Below are 18,597 nucleotides of genomic sequence, written 5' to 3'. Positions count from 1 at the left end.
TCACAGGAATTCATGAAATAAGGAGTAATTATGAGTATTTTAACGGTATCTAACTTAAGTCACGGATTCGGTGACCGCGCCATTTTCGAAAATGTCTCCTTCCGCCTGTTAAAAGGCGAGCACATCGGTCTCGTCGGTGCGAACGGTGAAGGAAAATCGACGTTCATGAACATCATTACGTCGCAACTTGAGCCAGATGAAGGAAAAGTCGAATGGGCGAAGCATGTACGCGTCGGTTATTTGGATCAGCACGCTGTCCTTGAAAAAGGATTAACAATCCGCGATGCACTTAAAGGTGCATTCCAGTACATGTTCGACATCGAACAGGAAATCAATGATTTGTACGGTAAAATGGGCGAAGTCGAGCCAGAAGAACTGGAAAAGATGCTCGAAGAAGTCGGCGTCTTGCAGGACATTCTGACGAATAACGACTTCTATACGATCGATGCAAAAGTCGAAGAAATCGCACGCGGTCTTGGTCTCGATGAAATCGGACTCGACCGGGATGTACAGGAGCTCAGTGGTGGACAGCGGACGAAAATCCTGCTTGCCAAACTCCTGCTTGAAAAACCAGACATTCTCTTACTTGATGAGCCGACCAACTATCTCGATGTCCAGCATATCGAATGGTTGAAACGCTACTTGAATGAATATGAGAATGCGTTCATCTTGATTTCGCACGATATTCCATTCCTCAACAGCGTCATCAACTTGATTTATCATATGGAAAATCAAGAATTGAATCGTTATGTCGGCGATTACGACAACTTCGTCACGATCCATGAAGCGAAGAAAAAGCAACTCGAGTCTGCGTTCAAGCGTCAGCAGCAGGAAATCTCTGAGTTGAAGGACTTCGTTGCCCGGAACAAGGCACGTGTCTCGACACGCAACATGGCGATGTCACGTCAGAAGAAGCTCGATAAGATGGATGTCATCGAACTTGCGCAAGAGCGTCCAAAACCAGAGTTCCACTTCCTCCAAGCACGGACACCAAGTAAATTGATGTTCGAAGCAAAAGGTCTCGTCATCGGATACGATGAGCCACTTTCTCGCCCTCTTGATCTGACGATCGAACGTGGGCAGAAGATTGCGTTGCACGGTGCGAACGGAATCGGGAAATCGACGTTACTCAAGAGTTTGCTCGGTGAAATTCCAGCTGTCTCGGGTGTCGTTGAGCGAGGCGAGAACTTGCATATCGGGTACTTCGAACAAGAAGTTAAAGAGAAGAACTCGAATACGTGTATCGAAGAGATTTGGAATACGTTCCCGTCTCTGACACAACAACAAGTCCGTGCTATGCTCGCGAAGTGTGGTTTGATGACGAAACACATCGAATCGAAAATCGAAGTGCTCAGCGGTGGGGAAAAAGCGAAAGTCCGTCTTTGTAAATTGATGAATACGGAATCGAACATCCTCGTACTCGATGAGCCGACGAACCACTTGGACGTCGAAGCCAAAGAAGAATTAAAACGTGCGTTACAAGAGTACAAAGGAACCGTCCTGTTGATCTCACACGAACCAGAATTCTATGAAGCTGTTGCGACAGACTTATGGAACTGTGAATCATGGACGACAAAAGTATTCTAAGCTACACCATACAAAAGATGGGATGCCCAGAAGGGTATCCCATCTTTTTAGTTCATACACTTAATCATTGCATGATCGTGCATCTTCACGCACACTAAGACTTAGAAAATGATTATGAAGGAGCGTGTTTTTTTGGAAACGATCACGAAAAAGGCAACACTATCCTATCTCCATGTTCCAAGCGGTGGTTCAGAACAGTTGATTGCCCGTCTCTATTCACCTGAACATACAGCGAATGCTCCACTGATTGTCCTCTTCCACGGATTTCCCGGGAAACAGTTGAACATGGACTGGGCAGTTCAACTTCAAAGTGCAGAATACCATGTACTCGTCACGTCGTATCGTGGAACGATCGGGAGCCCTGGAACCTTCCGATTCCAACATGTTTTGGAAGACGCGACCGCGACACTACAGCACGTCTGCTCAGAGTCTTTCACTGCCGAACATGGCATCAAGGCGGATCAGATTACCGTCGTTGGTCATAGCATGGGCGGTTTCGCCGGTCTACATGCTTTTGCTGAGACACCAGAGGCTGCACATTATGTCGGAATCTCTCCGTTTAATTTTGGTCTCGTCGGTCAGCTCGTCCTCGAACATCCGGAATACGAAGCTGCGCTACACGGTGTACTCGAACGAGGAGCTGGTTTCCTAAATGGTGCCGTTGCTGACGCGTTACTCGATGAGTTGAAGCACCATCATACGACTTGGAATTTACTGACGCTAAAAGAACGTCTAGCCGATCGCTCGATGTTGCTTATGACGTCAGAACGGGACGAAACATCGATCAAAGCACTCCATCATGACTTATTGCTATCCGACAGTCCGTTCGAGGAAGCGATTGTCGATAGTGATCACAACTATATCGAGAATCGGGACGCTGCCTTTAACGAATGGACAGCTTGGCTCGCTCGACAATGAAAAGAGCGCTCAGCGTACGACTGAGCGCTCTTTTGCTGAAGTTCGAGCCCGTTGCACAGGACGGATTCGCATCCGATAAAGGACGAGCGTAAACATCGTCAGTGTTGAGACAGCGTACCAAATCGTCGTGAACAGGGTTCCGGTATCCGTACCGATGAAAAGACCATGTGCCGTCATTAATAGCCAAGCAGGTAAGACCAGCCAGTGTGTCAATTTCCAAAGCGTCTTGCCTAACGTCTCCTTTAAGAAATCCGAAGTCACGAGAACGAATCCGAATAAGTAGAGACTGATCGTTCCTAGCGCATTCCAGAGTGGTTCATAAGAAGCTTGGCCCGGAATCAGGACTTCAAAGATTGTCAGTGGTGCGTATGAATCGACGATGATGAGCGTCGCATGAAGGACGATTGCGAGCAAACCTGCCCAGCCACTATATAAGTGCACGTGATGCAGTCGTGCTTTTTGTTTTTTGAGTGCCGGGTAGAAACCGAGCAATCCCGCTAAGACAGAAATCGTCATGAAGAAGTGCCCACTTAATCCACTCAACCGGATCATCGTCCATGTTGAGAACAACCAGTTCATCCAGTCCATGTCTCACTCACTCCCTTCTGTTCACTTCGCCATTCCCCAGCAGTATCCAAGATCAATAATCGTCCTTTTGGAAACCAACGAAACAGCTTTTCTTGACGTTCTGTCTCTGTCATCTGAAAAGCAAGCTTCGTCATGACTTCCGCTTCATAGAGTTGTGGCGCAGATGCGGTCACTTGAAGAATCGGACTTTTCGTCGGACGTCCTGTTCGTCCATCCAATAAATGATGATGCGTCTGTCCGTCCGTCTTCCACGATCGATAGACACGGTTCGATGTCGCGACCGCGCCTTGTCGTAATTGCACATCAGCGACGCGTTGTTCGGTCTCGGGATGCGTGATCGTAATATTCCATGGTTCCTCATCGGACCAGACGATGACGTCGCCTCCCGCTTCAATCAATCCACGATTCCAGCTTTTTCGTAGTCGTTGCGCTGCAATCATCGCGGCAGCTCCTTTTCCGATGCCACCTAGGTCGATAAAACCGCCTCCGACTCGCGTCACGTCACATCCTTCAATGATGAATGGAGCGATTTCTGGTGGAGCAACCTCTTCATAAGCGACAGCTTGTGTGAAGGGAAATGATTGGCGATAGCCATTGGCTTGTTGTTGCGCCAGCAGGAATGGGGAAAAATAACGTTCGGTCTGCTCGAAATATCGTGTGGCGCGGGCCAGCAAGCGGGCTAACGGTAAGGACACCGATAACGTGTCGCCAATCCGTAAGCGATTCAATCGACTGACTTCGCTTTGCTCATCAAAGCGTGACCACTGCCGATCCACATAATGAAAGAATCGGACAAGTTCCTCCCATTCTGCTTCATCAATCGGCTGATCCGTCACGAACCGCACCTGATTATGCATCGCATACAATTGTCGCTCCATCTTCCTCCTCCTTACCTCGAATGGCTAGACTGACCGTCACTCGATCCACCCGGTTGACTGAAGCCAGATGATTCATCACCTTGCCATTGATCATCATCGTCTTCTTCGTAATATCCATCATCCCCTTCGTATTCGCCTTCATCATCGCTATATTGATTCCCTTGAGATGGTAATGTCGTATCGTTCGAATACGTATCGCCTGTCGAAACAGGTGTCGTCGAGGAATCGTTCGAACTGATACTCAACTGACCAATGGCGAGTCCGATGAAGACGGAACTACTAAGCCCGACGAGCCATTTCGCAAATGGTTTGGGTTTCATCTGTTTCCTCTCCCTTCTTGTTACGTTTACTGTATCGAAAAAAACTGACAACTAACTGACGGCAACTATGGGATAATGAGAAAAAAAGAGGAGCGATGTGCATGCGCGTTTTGGTAGCAGAAGATGATCAGCGTCTTGCAAAGATGTTACGCCTCCATTTGGAGCGGGCAGGATATCAGGTAGATGTTGCGCAGGATGGAGTGGAAGCGCTCCTCCAATGTCAGACGTATCGCTATGACTTACTCGTTCTCGATTGGATGATGCCTCGCAAGAGCGGAGTCGAAGTCGCCGCTACCTTACGGAAAGAACATTTTGAAGGCGGCATCTTGATGCTGACTGCTCGCGATACGGAAATCGATCTCGTTCATGGTCTCGATAGTGGAGCCGATGACTATCTCGTTAAACCGTTTCAATCGAATGAATTACTGGCACGACTGCGCGCGCTCAGTCGTCGTCAACAAAAGGCATTCGTGTCGACGGTTTCTTTTAATGGACTAGTCCTCGATCTGTCCTCACAAACGATTTCTTACGAGCGACATCCAATCGATTTAACACGACGTGAATTTGAATTCCTTTCCTTACTGTTAAGACGACCTGAACAGGTGATGAGTCGTGAATTGATCATCGAAGTCGTATGGGGGATTGGGGCGGATATTACGGATAACGCGCTCGATGCGCTCGTCCGACTCGTTCGAAAAAAATTAGATGCGGTCGGTGCTCCTAATTTGATTCGGACAGTTCGCGGATTCGGTTATCGTTTAGGTGATCCGCATGCTTGAATCGATTCGAAAACGACTGACCTTGTTATTCAGTGGCTCGTTTTTTCTTGTACTAGTCCTTATCCTGATTGGTGTGTATGTCACGAACGCTCAATTGCTGAATCGAATGGAATTGAATCAATTGAAGAGCGTATCTGATAGAGATATCTTCGAACGGATCGAGCATGGGGAGGATCACTTCATTCGAAATCCGATCTACTTCCAGTTACTCGATGGTTCAGGAAACGAACGCTATGCAAGTCTGCCGCCAGACGTCGAGTCCAAAACACTGCGCCGTTTTTTAAGCTCGAATGATACGACGCAACAAGTGGAATGGGATGATCGACACTTCTTGCTGTATCAACGGAGTACCGAAGAAGGACGGCTACTACTGATGAAGGACATCTCTCCGACCGAAGACACCTTACAGCGATTGATTGCCGTTCTTGCGGGGATCGCGGTGCTCGCAACGATTGTCCTGACGCTAGTCGGATATATCCTTGCTGGTCGAGCCGTCATTCCGGTGCAACAAGCATTCGATCGTCAACGTCGTTTTACGTCCGATGCTTCACATGAACTACGGACACCTCTGACAATCGTCTACAGCGGGATTGAATTGCTAGAAGCGGAATCACTTTCGAATGAAGGGCGTACGATTCTAGAGGACGTTAAAGCAGAAACGGCAGGCATGCAGTATTTAGTCTCTGATTTATTATTGCTTGCGCGAGAAGGACAACCTTCACCGAAACAGGAAGTTGACCTTAGTTCACTCGTCCAAAGGACCGTCGAACGTTTTCAGCACGCCTACTCGGATCGCGTCATCCACGCTTCGATAATGCCTGACTTACGCATGAAAGGAGATACCCATCAATTGAACCGCTTATTGACGGTCTTTCTTGAGAATGCTCTTGTCTACAGCGATGACGTCATTGATGTCTCTCTCGAAGAAACTACTACAGAACGCCAGTTGACGATACAGGACCGCGGAATCGGTATCGCTTCCAATCAACAAACTAAAATATTCGAGCGTTTTTACCGGGGGGACCATTCGCGTCACGGAACAGGAACCGGTCTTGGGTTATCAATCGCTCAATCCATTGCGGAGCAACATGGCGGAACGATTTCCATTGATTCCACATTAGGTGAAGGTACACGGTTCATCATTCATTTCCCAACTCTTTAAAACGGTGTCAGTTAACTGTCAGATAAGCAGGGTAAAGTGAAATTATGCTTTACCATACTTATCCAAGGAGGTTTTTGATATGTTGGGGAACGTACCGCTTCATCCACTTCTTGTCCATGCACCGATTGCACTTTTATTATTTGCGACGATCCTATTACTCATCAGTCTGAAGTGGACACAATTCAAACTGTTTGCCCTTTTTACGTTAGTCGTCGGTCTGATTTCCGGAGTCGCTGCCTATTTGTCTGGAGACGGAGCAGAAGAGTATGCGGAAGCGAATTTAAGCAGCGTTACCCATGCTGCCATCGAAAATCATGAGCATTTCGCGTTGTTCAGTCTCGTTGCCTTTGGTGTCTCGCTGTTATTTCTTTTGTTAGGTTACCGCTCGAACAAAAAAATGTTTTTATTACTCAGTTTCGTTGTTGCCATCGTCGGTAGCGGACTACTTGCTTATACTGGTCATCTCGGTGGTCAGATGGTCTACGCCAAATAAAACAAGAGCCGGTCTATTTTCTCTTTTGATGAGAGAAGTAGACCGGCTTTTTTATCTTGTTTCTGTTTATTTACGATGTGCACGTCCCGGGCGACGGTTATTCGAACGACGTGTATTTCCACGTCCTTCTGTCGTCTTCCGTGATCCTTTACTTTGATCGTGCTGTGCGCGAATCGCTTCTTCAGACAATTCGACGACGATCGGCGTGACCGAGATGTTCAATTCCCGTTCCATATCACGGAACGTCCGACCATCTTTTGGTGTTACGATGGAAACGGCAATTCCGTCGTTCCCAGCACGTCCTGTCCGACCAATCCGGTGAACGTAGCTTTCCGCATCATCCGGTAAATCATAGTTAAAGACGTGTGTCACACCTGTCACATCAAGTCCACGCGAAGCGACATCTGTTGCGATCAGGAATTGTGTTTTTCCTTGATAGAACTTCGCCATCGCTTTTTCACGTTTCCCTTGCGTTAGTCCACCGTGCAATTCATCCGTCGGATACCCTTGCATCTGCATTTCTTCGTTCAATTTACTAACGCGACGTTGTGTACGACAGAAAATAATGGCTGCGTACGGACGCATCTCGTCAAGCATCGTCCGCAGTGTCGCTTGCTTGCGGCGATCCGTTGTTTCGACGACGAACTGTTCGATCGCTTCAACAGTAATGCTTTCCGCCTCCACCTGTACTTCGACTGGATTACGCAAATACGTTTTCGCCAGTTCCTCTACTTTCGGTGGCATCGTTGCAGATAACATGACGAATTGACGATCAACCGGTGCTGCTTCGATGATGTCTTCAATTTCTGGCAAGAAACCGATTTGTAGCATTTGGTCCGCCTCATCCAAGACAAGCGTCCGTAATTCACTTAAATCAAGTGTGCCGCGACCGACATGATCGAGAATCCGTCCTGGTGTCCCGATGATGATTTGTGGCATCCGACCGAGACGTTGAATCTGTTTAAAGACGTCTTGTCCGCCGTATACAGCGAGTGCACGGTACTGTTCCGTGTTCCGAATCAGTTTATGCGTCTCATCGGCAATTTGACGCGCAAGTTCGCGTGTCGGTGCGACGATCAATGCTTGTACCGTTTGTGATTCGACATCGATTTGCTCAAGGATGGGTAAGAGAAACGCTAATGTCTTCCCTGTTCCCGTTTGCGCTTGACCAATCAAGTCGCGTCCGTCGAGTAATGACGGAATCGCCTGTTCTTGAATCGGTGTTGGTTCCTTGATGCCTTGTTTTTGTAACTTTTTTATCCACAGGTCACTGATGTGTAATGTTTCAAATGTTGACATGATATATCCTCCTAAAAATTATCCACAGAAAAAAGCTGTGGATAACCTGCTTCGCATAGACAAAAACAGTTATCCACAGCCGTGCTCTATTCAGTATACACAATTTACGCGTTTGTTGCTTCCTGTTTTAGCTTCCAGTCGAGCACGAACGTACCAAACGGGATGAATGATGCGATGAACGCAATCCCAGCCTTGATAATCGACCAATCGTATTTGAATTTCACGACCGCGAGCCAGAGTGCATACATGACGAACAAGACACCGTGAAGTGCACCAACGACCGAAACAGCTTGCGGAATATCCGCCATATACTTCAACGGCATCGCAATCAACAGTAAGACTAAAAACGAGATTCCTTCTAGTATCGCAATCATTCGGAATTGCCCAAGCGTAGTTCTTAACATCCCGTCACTCCTTTTTCTTGATTCCTGTTCTTAGTATACGGGATGGACGATCCTTCTGTGACCTGTGTCACAGGATTGTCAGATTTCAAGTGGACGTAACCGCGCTTCGATGGCAGCTCGCTTTGGTTCAAGAAATGGTGGTAACGCAAGCGTCTCCCCTAACGTTTCAACCGACTCATCCGTCGCGAATCCCGGTGTATCTGTCGAGAGTTCGAATAAGATATGGTTCGGTTCCCGGAAGTAAAGAGCTTGGAAATAGTGACGATCGACTTTACCAGAGTTCGGTAAGTGATAGGCATTCAGGCGTTCGACCCACTTTTCATATTCATCACTGTTCGGTACTCGGAACGCGACGTGATGGACGCCACCACGACCAAGACGTTCTCGGTCGAGATCTGGACGTGCCTCGATATGAACCTCTGCTCCGATACCACCTTCTCCCGTTGCGTAGACTTCAATCGGTGCAAAGTCACCTGCTAAAGATGGATAAGAACCTACTTTTCGGAATCCCATGACTTCCGTCAGTACACGGATCGTCAACGTCGGATCGTTGACTGTCAATGTGACGGCTCCTAGTCCAACGATTGCATGCTCCGATGGAATTTCTTCTTGCGGCCATGGTACACCACCTGTGACACCTACCTCACCATCTTCTGCGACGAGAATCAAACGTGTTCCTTCCTGATCACGAAAGGCGAGTGTTCGACGCCCTGCTCGCTCGACGATTTCATCGTGATCCACACCTTTCGCTTCAAAACGTTGTTTCCAAAAATGAAGTGCAGCCGTTGTTTTGACACGAAGCGATGTCGAAGAGATACTCGATGCCCCCGGTATGCCCGTTCCAAGATGCGGAATATCAAAAAACGTCAAGTCCGTTCCTGGATTCCCTTCCGCATCTCCATAAAACAAATGATACGATGTCGTGTCATCTTGATTGACAGTCTTTTTGATCAGACGCATGCCAAGTATTTGTGTGTAGAATTGATAATTGCGTTCCGCCATGCCTGTTAAGATCGATACATGATGAATTCCGAGTAATTCCATCTTCCTCACTCCTTGTAAATGATTTGGTAATTGGAGTATATCTCACATTTATCTTGAATTCAAGATATTAGTCTAATAAAAAACCGCCCCTCCGAAAAGGGACGATTGAATAGTTGAAATTAAAGTTTTACGACGTTAGCAGCTTGTGCTCCACGTGCGCCTTCAGTGATTTCGAACTCAACTTCTTGACCTTCGTCAAGAGTTTTGAAGCCTTCACCAGTGATTGCTGAGAAATGTACGAATACGTCTTCTCCGCCTTCAACTTCGATGAAACCGAAACCTTTTTCTGCGTTAAACCATTTTACTTTACCTGTGTTCATGGGAACAACCTCCAAAAATAAATTACTTAATACATATGCTGCGCATATGAAAAGAATTCATTATTGTCCCGAAATACATGGAGCAACGAAAAGATTGTTCGTGACACGATGTGAATCCGTAATGACAATAACAATATTAAGCTAACGTAAGTATAGAATGGATGCGCTTTAAAAGTCAAGTTGTCAGACCAATGTTTTTTCCAATTGATTCCACTTCTTCTACATAACTAAAACAAAAAACAGGTTCAGCCGAAACTGAACCTGTTCTTCTGTTTTAACGGTGGATCCAGACAGCTCCAGCAGAGTTATCTTTTGCTTCACCGATGACTTCAATCTTCAAACCGTTGTTCGGGAGTAGTTTCCCTGCATCCGGAATCAACTGGTTGATATACGATTTCGAATCATCGAACTTTGTCACACCTGGGAGACCTTTATAATCGTATGTTCCACGTGATGGCGAATCAATCAACCATGCAGGTGCTTTATCAAAGCTAAACGCAGCATCTGCGATTTGGTAACGTGTGCTTCCTGTCGTGACCGGTTTACCATTGAGTGTTCCGACGATTGCTTCAGGATGTGAGTCAACGACTCCAAGGAATCCTTCACCTGGGTGAACACCTACCCAGTTATCGTCAAAGCTCGAATCACCGTACCAGACGACAAGCCCTGTGTTATACTTCACGCCGCGTGCATGCTCGAGTGCTTTATCCGAGCCTGCATAGTTACGCCATTCGAGGTAGTATGCGTTATCTGCGTAAGAGAAACCGTCTGATGCGACGAAACCGTCAAGCGTGAATTTCGGCGTACCTTCTGCATCATCTTCAAAGACGACTTTACCGTCAACCGTTAGCTTCGCGTTATCAAGTGCGAATCCATCTAGCGCAAGACCAGCGTCTCCGACGTAATCAAATTTCAATGTCACTTTTTTACCCGCGAATTCGCTGAGATCGTACGATTTATCTACCCATGCTCCTTTAGTAGAATCAGCGCGCTGATCTCCATCTGTATCTTCATCACCGATTGTATCGATGACTTTTGATTGTCCATCCGCCGTCGCTGTAACAGTCAAGAAGTCGTAGTTATATTCAATATCATACAATGTTTTGAAGTCGAACTTCGCTTCTTTCGCATTCGTCAAATCAAACTCCGGAGATGTCATGGATGTATGCAAGTCGTTCCCTTTTGTGCTGTAGTAATACTTTTTACCAAATGCCGGTGCGATGCCTTTTACCGGTTTTTTCGGTAAGTTGACTTTGATGATTCCTGGATTTTTCGATTTCGTGACGCTCTGATCGAGGTACGAAGCTGTTCCTAGCTTATCTAAGGAATCAAAATCAACTTGTTGGATATTCGCCCAGTTTCCACCCATCACATTTTGGAAGAACTCTTTGTTTTGTGGTGAGAAACTTGTTGGTTCTGTTCCGGCGATATTTCCATTCCAGCTACCACCACTCATGATGGACCATGAAGCGACTGGTTCACCTTGACCCGTGTACTTCGTATCGTACTCATCAGGTAATCCAAGATCATGACCAAATTCGTGCGCGAAGACACCAACCGCACCATCTTCAGGCTGCACCGTGTAATCATAAGCAGCCATTTTTCCACCCCAGTAATCAACACTTGCTGTCGTATTTGCTACCGGATGAACACCATCTAACGTCCAGCGGTGTGACCAGATTGCATCGTCACCAAGAGTACCGCCACCTGCTTCTTGTCCCGTACCCGCATGAATGATCATCAAGTGATCGACGAGACCATCTGGTTCGTTCAAGTCACCGTCTCCATCCATATCGTACTGGTCGAACTTATCGTAATCTGCTAAGTTAATGCCGGCTTGGACAGCTGCCGCTAACGAATCCTTGACGAGACCACGTGGTCCTTTTGATCCCGGTAAGTTATCGTTTCCACCAGCAGGATTATCTGAACCGTAATCCTTCGCTGTACCAGGAACCGTCAACCAGTTCGATACCGTACCATCGACTGAATAACTACCACCTGATTGTTCTTCATAGTATTGTTTGAACGTCTTTACTTTGTCACCATTGAAAAGTTCGAATTCTTTATCACCAAACATTAAATCTTGGTAATGTTTTTGATTGAAGTCATCTGAGTACATATATCCAGGTTCTTGAACGACGTTGTTGTGCTTGAAGTCGCTGTACTCGACGAGGAGGACAAGGACTTTATCCGTCCGTGTTGCACCATTATAGGATGCCTGTTTCGCTTTATCTACTTTGACGAAGCCATTTGGATTGCCTTTTTTGTAGTTTCCGTGTTTTTTCTTCAATTGTTTAGCAAGTTTTTCCTTTTGCTTTGTTAAGAAGTCTTTTGTCTTCTTATCAAATGCTGCTTCTTTACTGGATTCATGATCATGATCGTGATCAGCAGCCGGTTTTCCGTTCGCCTTTTTGTCCAGATACTTTTGAACGGCTTGTTGTTTTGCTTCTGTTGAAGCTGCTTTTGAAATGACCCCACGTTTTTCAAGCACTTTTGCTAATCGATCCTGATCGACCGTGTTTAAATCCATCGGTGCACCAGGTGCTACTTTTTCGGCTGCTTGTACGGACGTTACCTGCCCACCAGGTAACACCGGACCAACAGCAAAAGCAGCTGCCGTAATTCCAGATAGAACGGCTAGGCTAAGCTGTTTCTTTTTCCCCACGTGAATTGACCCCCTATGTAGTAGTGAAAAGCATATGATTAATATACTTTTCTGAATATTCAAATCATAGGTTATTTTATTTCGTTAATCAATCGCTTTTAAGATAATTAGTTCTTTTCGACCATACCTATTTTTTGGAATTTAAATTAATCAGTTATTTTAAAAATCACTCTCCTTTTTTGTAAAAATGACCGGATTTCTTCTTTTGTTTCACGGTACGCTGAAAACACTCTGATGATTACATAAGGAGGATACAATGAGCGCTATAAAACGTTTTGAACGTCATTTGCTTAGAAACTATTTAATTGGTTCATTTGTCGCTGTGTTCGGCGTCGGATGTCTATTTATTTTTGAGACACTGACTTTTACCGGTACAGAACAACTCATTCTAATTGGTATCATGTTTTTTTCTGTTAGTTTAATGGTTTTATTAGAATATCTCGTCTACTCAAAGCATGTTCGCTCTTTGCGATACTTCTTTCAAACTGACTTTCCTTCGCTGTCTTCTTTTCAAAATGCTTATCGGACAGCGCATCGGTTTCCGGTTCTGACAGTTCAGCGAATCATGGGACCACACTTCTTAGGTCTCTCGGTTCCTTCGTCACTTTTAACGGCACTCGCGATCTCTCAAGGATGGTTACGAATGCCGTACTATTTGATCGGTCTCGCCTGTTTTGGTGCTGTCCTCGTCGCAATTCTCCACGCTTTGATCGAGTTTTTTCTGACTTATCGTGTCACGGAGCAGATGCTACTTACTTTAGAGAAACATGCTCTTGATCGCAGATTCGATGTTCCGAAAAAAACGACGGTTGTCACGTTAAGACACAAGATGCTCATCAGCACCTTGATCATCGGCGTTTTTCCGGTCATGCTGTTCGTTCTCGCCTCAGCTGTACAACTAACGGAAAATGAGAGCCTTCGTTCCTACTGGAGTTGGGCGACACTCATCTTAGTCGTCATCTTGTCCGTCGCGACGTTTTGTAGTCTTCTTCTTTATGAAAACATCCGAAAGCCGATTGCGATTCTCCAGCAAGGGATTCAAGATGTCGAAAATAATCGACTCATCTCGTTACCAAATCCCTATTCTGATGAATTTTCTCATCTCGTCTCCGGCTTTAACCTGATGATGGAAGGAATCAAAAAACGCGATGAACAAAATGAGCAATTGCTCGATAGTCTGTTTACGTTATTTGCGGCAACACTCGATGCCCGGGATCCTTACACGGCCGGACACTCGCTTCGCGTTGCTGCCTATTCCGTCGAAATCGCTACTGCTGCAAACCTGCCGCACGAACAAATCGAGTTGTTACGTAAATCAGCGCTGTTACATGATATCGGAAAGATTGGGATTCGAGATGATGTGTTGTTGAAAGAAGGACGCTTGACTGACGAAGAATTTCAGATCATCCAACAACATCCTGTCATCGGTGTGCACATTCTATCGCAAGTTCAGCTCCCAAAGACGTTACAACCGATTCTTCCTGGGGTAAAGTACCATCACGAACGCTACGACGGAAAGGGGTATCCGGAAGGTCTCGTAGGAGAAGACATTCCACTGTTCGGTCGAATCATGGCCATTGCCGATGCCTACGATGCGATGACATCCGATCGTCCCTATCGTAAGGGAATGCCTGTTGAGAAAGCTTTATCTATCTTAGAAGAAGGCATGGGTACACAATGGGATGCTACCTTTACGCGTCTTTTTCTAGACTTGAAACGTTCGCTAATCAAAGACGTGTCATAAATACGGAAAGGAGATTCTCATGCATCCGAAAATCGTGGAACGTCATGAATTTTATTTTGTTGGTCTTGGACTGACTTGCGAAGAAAACGAACTGCATACGTTGATGCCGGAACTCTGGCGTGAATTTTCAAGACGTTCACATGAGATTCCTGCAAAGCCAGATAGCTATCCGCTTGATATCTCACTCGAACGAAATGGAACCAAGTACTCCCAATGTGTCGGGTATCCCGTCTCCTCACTCGATGGCATCCCAAAAGGAATGAAAGGTCACCGGATTCCAGCTGCGCGTTATGTCTTCTGGAAGCACGAAGGACCGGATATTGAAATTTGGAAATCATTCGAGAAAATCCAACGCTTTGCTTCAAAGCAAGGAATCGAGCTTGATCCACGTGATTTTAAAATTGATGAGACCCGAGATGACGTCCACCATCTCTACCAACGCATTCGCTGAACCATTCTCTTGAATGGTTCTTTTTTCGTCTTGAAATATCTTTTACAGTTAATAATTCAGTCCAGGTACTACGGACTATATTCAGAAAATTCTATTTAATTCGAATGACTTATTCTCGCTTCTCTAATTCTTTGGCATAGTTAGACTCAACCCAAACAAGGAGGCGATTTATTTTGAAAAAGTTTCTCGCTACATCGCTTGTCGCAAGTGTGCTTGTCGTTCCTACGGTAGTAGGTGCAGAAGGTCTTCAGTCTGGTAAGCTCACGAAAGCTTCGTCAGAACCAGCTGCAACGATCGTTAAAGATTTCGTGAACAAAAAAGGTGACTTTGCTGTTCAGAACGTCGAAAAAGACGGATCTTCACAGATCGTACGTCTCCAACAAGAAGTGGATGGCGTCCCTGTCTTTGGTAGTGTCGTCGTCGGGAACGTCGCGAAAGACGGTACTTTGAAAGCAGTCGTAAACGATGCAATCAACGTCAAAGGAAAACCAGGTCTCGCGAAAAAAGCAACGCTCTCTGAAAAGAAAGCCATCAAACTTTATCAAAAAGCAATCAAGGCTTCTAAATTCGAAGTCGCTCCAAAAGCAGAACTCGTCATCTATCCAGTAAAAGATGATGCTGTCTATGCATACAAAGTCACATCGACGGTCCTCGCAGGCAAAGAGCCATCACGTTGGACATACTTCATCGATGCAAACTCAGGTAAAGTACTTAACAAGTTCGACCAACTCGCTCACGCAACAGGTACGACAGTACTTGGAACAAGCGCAACGTTCAACACGACGTTGAGTGCTGGGAAATACTATCTTCAAGATACGACGCGTGGAAAAGGTGTCTACACATACGACGCGAAAAACCGGACATCACTCCCGGGAACACTCTGGGCAGATGCAGATAACGTCTTCAACGCGACATATGACCGCGCTGCTGTCAGTGCACACGTCAACGCTGCAAAAACATATGACTTCTATAAAAACACATATGGTCGTAACAGTTACGACAACGCTGGTGCACGCTTGAACTCAACGGTCCACTATTCAACGAACTACAACAACGCATTCTGGGATGGCACGAAGATGGTCTATGGTGACGGAGATGGCACGACATTCGTCGCACTCTCAGGCGCACTTGACGTCGTCGCTCACGAATTGACGCACGCTGTCACAGAATACACAGCTGGCCTCGTATACCAAAACGAATCTGGTGCGATCAACGAAGCGGTCTCAGATATCATGGGTACAGTAGCTGAGTATACAGTCGGATCGAACTTCGACTGGCTCGTAGGAGAAGACATCTACACACCAGGAGTCAGCGGTGACGCACTCCGTTCGATGTCGAACCCAGCTGCTTACGGTGATCCAGATCACTACTCTAAACGTTACACAGGTACACAAGATAACGGTGGTGTCCACATCAACTCTGGTATCATCAACAAAGCCGCTTACCTCCTCGGTAACGGTGGAACGTTCTACAACGTATCTGTCACAGGAATCGGCGTACCGAAACTCGGTGCGATCTACTACCGTGCTCTCAACACGTACTTGACGCCGAACTCGAACTTCAGCTCACTCCGTGCAGCAGTCGTTCAATCGGCGAAAGATCTTTACGGTTCAACAAGTGCAGAAGCAACAGCTGCAGCGAAATCATTTGATGCAGTAGGCGTCTACTAAGAAAATCTCCTCCCAAAGGATTTTCATATTTCCTCCCGAGTGTCGGACTCGGGAGGTTTTTTGCGCAAAAAAGACGGATTCACTTAAAGCGAATCCGCCGTTCATTCATTCTTGTCCAGGATCACGCGCAAGACGTAGACGCATCTTTCCGTTGTCCGGGAACACTTTTAGTTGTAAGGATTCTCCCTCATACCACGTACCATAGCTCGTATCGACAACGGGTTCACCAAGTGTCGATAATCCACCAGTCGAAGCATTCGTCCAGTCGATCGCTTCAATGATTCCGTCAGAGACGACGAGCAGATATCCAGCATTCGAGAAGTAATACGTATTGACGGCATCTTGTTGTGTATTACCAACAGCACCATACTTCGCTTCGAATTCAGCAATCGGTTTTCCGAGATACTGCTCCGGCTTGTCGATTGGTTGATTAGCGACTGCTTGCGAGAGTGCCGCAAGGACGGCTTCGTCTGACGTTCCTTTTGGTGCTTCCAAACGAACATCACTTTCCGGTAAGTATCCTTCGATGCTGTCATTGAGTTTGAGATGGACCATACCGTCCTTCGCATCTAACACCTCATAGACATCACCTAAATCTGCTTTGTAGATGACACTACTACGACTCGCATCGCTATAGACGTTCGCGAACGGACGCGTCACCCAAGCCGCTTGCGCATACTCTGCTGCTTTTTTCTTTACTTTCTTCTTTTCTTTTTTCGCTTCTTTTTTATCATCCGTTGTTGCTGTTTCCTTCTTCGACTCCTCGTTTTGTGTCGCTTGATCGGTCGTTTTCGGCTTCTCGAGCGTCGATGTTGCTTGAGAGGCGTCGTTGTTCGTCAACATATACAACCAACCACCGACGATGAATAATGTCGCGAGAATACCACCAAAGGCAATCCCTCGACGATTGCGTTTCTGTTTCCGTCTTTCTTGTCGAGACTGTCGTTCTTGTTCTTGTTGGTGTTCACTCATGTATGGTTCCTCCTGAAAAAGTCGACACAGTTTTTCCCCACTATACCACCAATGTTTACTCGAAATATTTAAATTTCGATGACAGTTCGACCACGATGACGTGAAGTCAGCAAGGCTTCTGCGATTTCTGGTAAGTCTTTTAGTGTTTTGACATCGACTTCTGACGCAAGACTGACTTGCCACTCATTTGCTAAACGTTGCCATAACTTTTCTCGGTATGCAATCGGAGTTTGGACCGCATCGATTCCGATCAAACGAACGCCACGTAGAATGAAGGGATAGACTGTCAACGTCATCTCTGCTCCACCGACGTTTCCACATGTCGTCACGACACCACCATATTGTACGAAGCGAATGACGGATGCGAGTAAAGGTCCACCCACCGTATCAATGACGCCGGCATAAAGCCCTTTTTTTAGAGGACGATCGGTTTCTTCTAGGAACGTCGTGCGGTCTAGTACCTCAGCCACCCCTTTTTTTAGCAATCGGTCTTGTTCTAACCGTTTTCCAGTCACGGCATGTACCGTGTATCCTAATCGAATTAGTAAAGCGATCGCAATCGTACCAACACCACCCGTCGCTCCCGTCACGAGGATTGGTCCTGCATCCTTCGAGACGATTCGTGACAATTCATCAACCGATTGTGCCGCCGTCAATCCGGCCGTTCCATATTGCATCGCTTCTAATGGACGAATGGATTCTGGAAGTAACGTCACCCAATCGGCTGGTACACGTATGTATTCTTGAAATCCGCCCGAAGTGTTCATCCCGAAATCAAAGCCATTGACGACGACGGCTTGACCGATGTGAAATCGTTCATCAGTCGTTTGTTCGATGAATCCTGCTGCGTCAACGCCCGGGGTATGCGGATAGGATTTCGTCACCCCACGATTACCCGACATCGATAAAGCATCCTTATAATTGACGCATGAGTGCGTGACACGAATCAGGATGTCTCCTTCTGGTAAATCATCGACGTGCTTTGTCTCGATATTCCCCTCGTATGATCCATCGACTTCTCGAACGACGAATGCTGAAAAAGTGTGTTCCATGATCTCTCTCCTTTCGCTTGTGCTTCTCTATACCCTGTTGTTTCCATCGACACACTAAAAATCCCTGCCGTTTCTCAAAGAAACGGCAGGGAGCGGGACGGAAAAAGCATCAGGGTTCCATAGGTGGTCAAAGGTAACAGGTCAATCTGTCAATGGTTCGTGGTCATCGGTTTGCCGTCGCCATTTCTTCTCCACAGAGGAAAATTGAGGTCCGTCCCCTCCCCTTGACGTGGAGTCTCACCACGCCAAGG

Annotated in this window: 18 protein-coding genes; 8 read left to right on the top strand and 10 right to left on the bottom strand. The window is 46.4% G+C overall.

The annotated features are described in order from the left end of the window. Nucleotides 1-30: 30 nt before the first annotated feature. Nucleotides 31-1,587, top strand: a complete 1,557-nt coding sequence (locus KNQ14_RS11885; RefSeq protein WP_023469741.1) for an ABC-F family ATP-binding cassette domain-containing protein — start codon at nucleotides 31-33, stop codon at nucleotides 1,585-1,587. A 132-nt stretch (nucleotides 1,588-1,719) separates the two neighbouring features. After that, the gene (locus KNQ14_RS11880) at nucleotides 1,720-2,505 is read left to right on the top strand and encodes an alpha/beta hydrolase family protein (RefSeq protein ID WP_214861142.1); all 786 of its coding nucleotides are present in this window, start codon (nucleotides 1,720-1,722) and stop codon (nucleotides 2,503-2,505) included. Between the two features lie 9 nt (nucleotides 2,506-2,514). Here KNQ14_RS11880 and KNQ14_RS11875 read toward each other — a convergent pair whose 3' ends face one another. The 3 genes from KNQ14_RS11875 to KNQ14_RS11865 are packed head-to-tail and all read right to left on the bottom strand — an operon-like array spanning nucleotide 2,515 to nucleotide 4,291. Then, the gene (locus KNQ14_RS11875; protein ID WP_214861140.1) at nucleotides 2,515-3,093 is read right to left on the bottom strand and encodes a ferric reductase-like transmembrane domain-containing protein; all 579 of its coding nucleotides are present in this window, start codon (nucleotides 3,091-3,093) and stop codon (nucleotides 2,515-2,517) included. After that, nucleotides 3,081-3,971, bottom strand: coding sequence for an FAD:protein FMN transferase (locus tag KNQ14_RS11870; protein WP_064300705.1), 891 nt, complete (start codon nucleotides 3,969-3,971; stop codon nucleotides 3,081-3,083). The genes KNQ14_RS11875 and KNQ14_RS11870 overlap by 13 nt, the downstream gene beginning before the upstream one ends. An 11-nt stretch (nucleotides 3,972-3,982) precedes the next feature. After that, nucleotides 3,983-4,291, bottom strand: a complete 309-nt coding sequence (locus KNQ14_RS11865; protein WP_214748771.1) for a hypothetical protein — start codon at nucleotides 4,289-4,291, stop codon at nucleotides 3,983-3,985. 101 nt (nucleotides 4,292-4,392) lie between these two features. Between KNQ14_RS11865 and KNQ14_RS11860 the strand changes: the two genes are divergently transcribed. From KNQ14_RS11860 to KNQ14_RS11850, 3 genes are all read left to right on the top strand, one after another. Then, nucleotides 4,393-5,070, top strand: a complete 678-nt coding sequence (locus KNQ14_RS11860; protein WP_214748774.1) for a response regulator transcription factor — start codon at nucleotides 4,393-4,395, stop codon at nucleotides 5,068-5,070. Then, nucleotides 5,063-6,232: a sensor histidine kinase gene (locus tag KNQ14_RS11855; RefSeq protein ID WP_214748777.1), complete on the top strand. Its 1,170-nt coding sequence runs from the start codon at nucleotides 5,063-5,065 to the stop codon at nucleotides 6,230-6,232. Before KNQ14_RS11860 ends, KNQ14_RS11855 begins: the two co-directional genes overlap by 8 nt. Nucleotides 6,233-6,311: 79 nt before the next feature. After that, on the top strand, nucleotides 6,312-6,725 hold the full coding sequence (locus KNQ14_RS11850) for a DUF2231 domain-containing protein (protein ID WP_023469748.1): 414 nt from the start codon (nucleotides 6,312-6,314) through the stop codon (nucleotides 6,723-6,725). 66 nt (nucleotides 6,726-6,791) lie between these two features. On the opposite strand, the gene KNQ14_RS11845 is transcribed toward KNQ14_RS11850, so the two are convergent. The 5 genes from KNQ14_RS11845 to KNQ14_RS11825 all read right to left on the bottom strand — a co-directional run bounded on the left by KNQ14_RS11845 (nucleotide 6,792) and on the right by KNQ14_RS11825 (nucleotide 12,457). Beyond that, complete coding sequence (locus tag KNQ14_RS11845) at nucleotides 6,792-8,024, bottom strand: DEAD/DEAH box helicase (RefSeq protein WP_023469749.1); 1,233 nt, start codon at nucleotides 8,022-8,024, stop codon at nucleotides 6,792-6,794. A 104-nt stretch (nucleotides 8,025-8,128) separates the two neighbouring features. Next, nucleotides 8,129-8,428, bottom strand: a complete 300-nt coding sequence (locus KNQ14_RS11840) for a DUF3817 domain-containing protein (RefSeq protein WP_050677188.1) — start codon at nucleotides 8,426-8,428, stop codon at nucleotides 8,129-8,131. A gap of 78 nt (nucleotides 8,429-8,506) precedes the next feature. Next, nucleotides 8,507-9,472 (bottom strand): ring-cleaving dioxygenase, encoded by a 966-nt coding sequence (locus KNQ14_RS11835; RefSeq protein ID WP_214861138.1) that lies wholly within the window; start codon nucleotides 9,470-9,472, stop codon nucleotides 8,507-8,509. Nucleotides 9,473-9,591: 119 nt separating this feature from the next. Beyond that, on the bottom strand, nucleotides 9,592-9,792 hold the full coding sequence (locus tag KNQ14_RS11830) for a cold-shock protein (RefSeq protein ID WP_023469752.1): 201 nt from the start codon (nucleotides 9,790-9,792) through the stop codon (nucleotides 9,592-9,594). 274 nt (nucleotides 9,793-10,066) lie between these two features. Then, nucleotides 10,067-12,457, bottom strand: coding sequence for an immune inhibitor A domain-containing protein (locus KNQ14_RS11825; protein WP_214748780.1), 2,391 nt, complete (start codon nucleotides 12,455-12,457; stop codon nucleotides 10,067-10,069). 256 nt (nucleotides 12,458-12,713) lie between these two features. On the opposite strand from KNQ14_RS11825, the gene KNQ14_RS11820 reads away from it, so the two are divergent. The 3 genes from KNQ14_RS11820 (at nucleotide 12,714) to KNQ14_RS11810 (ending at nucleotide 16,322) form a co-directional block, all read left to right on the top strand. Beyond that, nucleotides 12,714-14,201, top strand: a complete 1,488-nt coding sequence (locus KNQ14_RS11820) for an HD-GYP domain-containing protein (protein ID WP_055969624.1) — start codon at nucleotides 12,714-12,716, stop codon at nucleotides 14,199-14,201. 19 nt (nucleotides 14,202-14,220) lie between these two features. Continuing rightward, a complete protein-coding gene (locus KNQ14_RS11815; protein ID WP_214748785.1) occupies nucleotides 14,221-14,652 on the top strand; it encodes a GyrI-like domain-containing protein in 432 nt (143 codons plus the stop codon). Nucleotides 14,653-14,825: 173 nt separating this feature from the next. Continuing rightward, nucleotides 14,826-16,322 (top strand): M4 family metallopeptidase, encoded by a 1,497-nt coding sequence (locus KNQ14_RS11810; protein WP_214748788.1) that lies wholly within the window; start codon nucleotides 14,826-14,828, stop codon nucleotides 16,320-16,322. A gap of 105 nt (nucleotides 16,323-16,427) precedes the next feature. On the opposite strand, the gene KNQ14_RS11805 is transcribed toward KNQ14_RS11810, so the two are convergent. Together KNQ14_RS11805 and KNQ14_RS11800 are read right to left on the bottom strand one after the other, a co-directional pair. Then, nucleotides 16,428-17,294: an SH3 domain-containing protein gene (locus KNQ14_RS11805; RefSeq protein WP_214748791.1), complete on the bottom strand. Its 867-nt coding sequence runs from the start codon at nucleotides 17,292-17,294 to the stop codon at nucleotides 16,428-16,430. Between the two features lie 68 nt (nucleotides 17,295-17,362). Continuing rightward, nucleotides 17,363-18,346 (bottom strand): YhdH/YhfP family quinone oxidoreductase, encoded by a 984-nt coding sequence (locus KNQ14_RS11800; RefSeq protein WP_214748794.1) that lies wholly within the window; start codon nucleotides 18,344-18,346, stop codon nucleotides 17,363-17,365. Nucleotides 18,347-18,597: the final 251 nt, after the last annotated feature.

Source organism: Exiguobacterium sp. s161, from assembly GCF_018619045.1.
Lineage (GTDB): Bacteria > Bacillota > Bacilli > Exiguobacteriales > Exiguobacteriaceae > Exiguobacterium_A > Exiguobacterium_A indicum.
The sequence above is the reverse complement of the archived record's forward strand: the minus strand, read 5'-3'. Positions and strand labels throughout refer to the sequence as shown.

Coding starts and splice junctions, on each gene's coding strand:
- KNQ14_RS11885 (WP_023469741.1), top strand. CDS start 31: ATGAGTATTTTAACGGTATCTAACTTAAGTCACGGATTCGGTGACCGC.
- KNQ14_RS11875 (WP_214861140.1), bottom strand. CDS start 3,093: ATGGACTGGATGAACTGGTTGTTCTCAACATGGACGATGATCCGGTTG.
- KNQ14_RS11870 (WP_064300705.1), bottom strand. CDS start 3,971: ATGGAGCGACAATTGTATGCGATGCATAATCAGGTGCGGTTCGTGACG.
- KNQ14_RS11865 (WP_214748771.1), bottom strand. CDS start 4,291: ATGAAACCCAAACCATTTGCGAAATGGCTCGTCGGGCTTAGTAGTTCC.
- KNQ14_RS11860 (WP_214748774.1), top strand. CDS start 4,393: ATGCGCGTTTTGGTAGCAGAAGATGATCAGCGTCTTGCAAAGATGTTA.
- KNQ14_RS11855 (WP_214748777.1), top strand. CDS start 5,063: ATGCTTGAATCGATTCGAAAACGACTGACCTTGTTATTCAGTGGCTCG.
- KNQ14_RS11850 (WP_023469748.1), top strand. CDS start 6,312: ATGTTGGGGAACGTACCGCTTCATCCACTTCTTGTCCATGCACCGATT.
- KNQ14_RS11845 (WP_023469749.1), bottom strand. CDS start 8,024: ATGTCAACATTTGAAACATTACACATCAGTGACCTGTGGATAAAAAAG.
- KNQ14_RS11840 (WP_050677188.1), bottom strand. CDS start 8,428: ATGTTAAGAACTACGCTTGGGCAATTCCGAATGATTGCGATACTAGAA.
- KNQ14_RS11835 (WP_214861138.1), bottom strand. CDS start 9,472: ATGGAATTACTCGGAATTCATCATGTATCGATCTTAACAGGCATGGCG.
- KNQ14_RS11830 (WP_023469752.1), bottom strand. CDS start 9,792: ATGAACACAGGTAAAGTAAAATGGTTTAACGCAGAAAAAGGTTTCGGT.
- KNQ14_RS11820 (WP_055969624.1), top strand. CDS start 12,714: ATGAGCGCTATAAAACGTTTTGAACGTCATTTGCTTAGAAACTATTTA.
- KNQ14_RS11815 (WP_214748785.1), top strand. CDS start 14,221: ATGCATCCGAAAATCGTGGAACGTCATGAATTTTATTTTGTTGGTCTT.
- KNQ14_RS11805 (WP_214748791.1), bottom strand. CDS start 17,294: ATGAGTGAACACCAACAAGAACAAGAACGACAGTCTCGACAAGAAAGA.
- KNQ14_RS11800 (WP_214748794.1), bottom strand. CDS start 18,346: ATGGAACACACTTTTTCAGCATTCGTCGTTCGAGAAGTCGATGGATCA.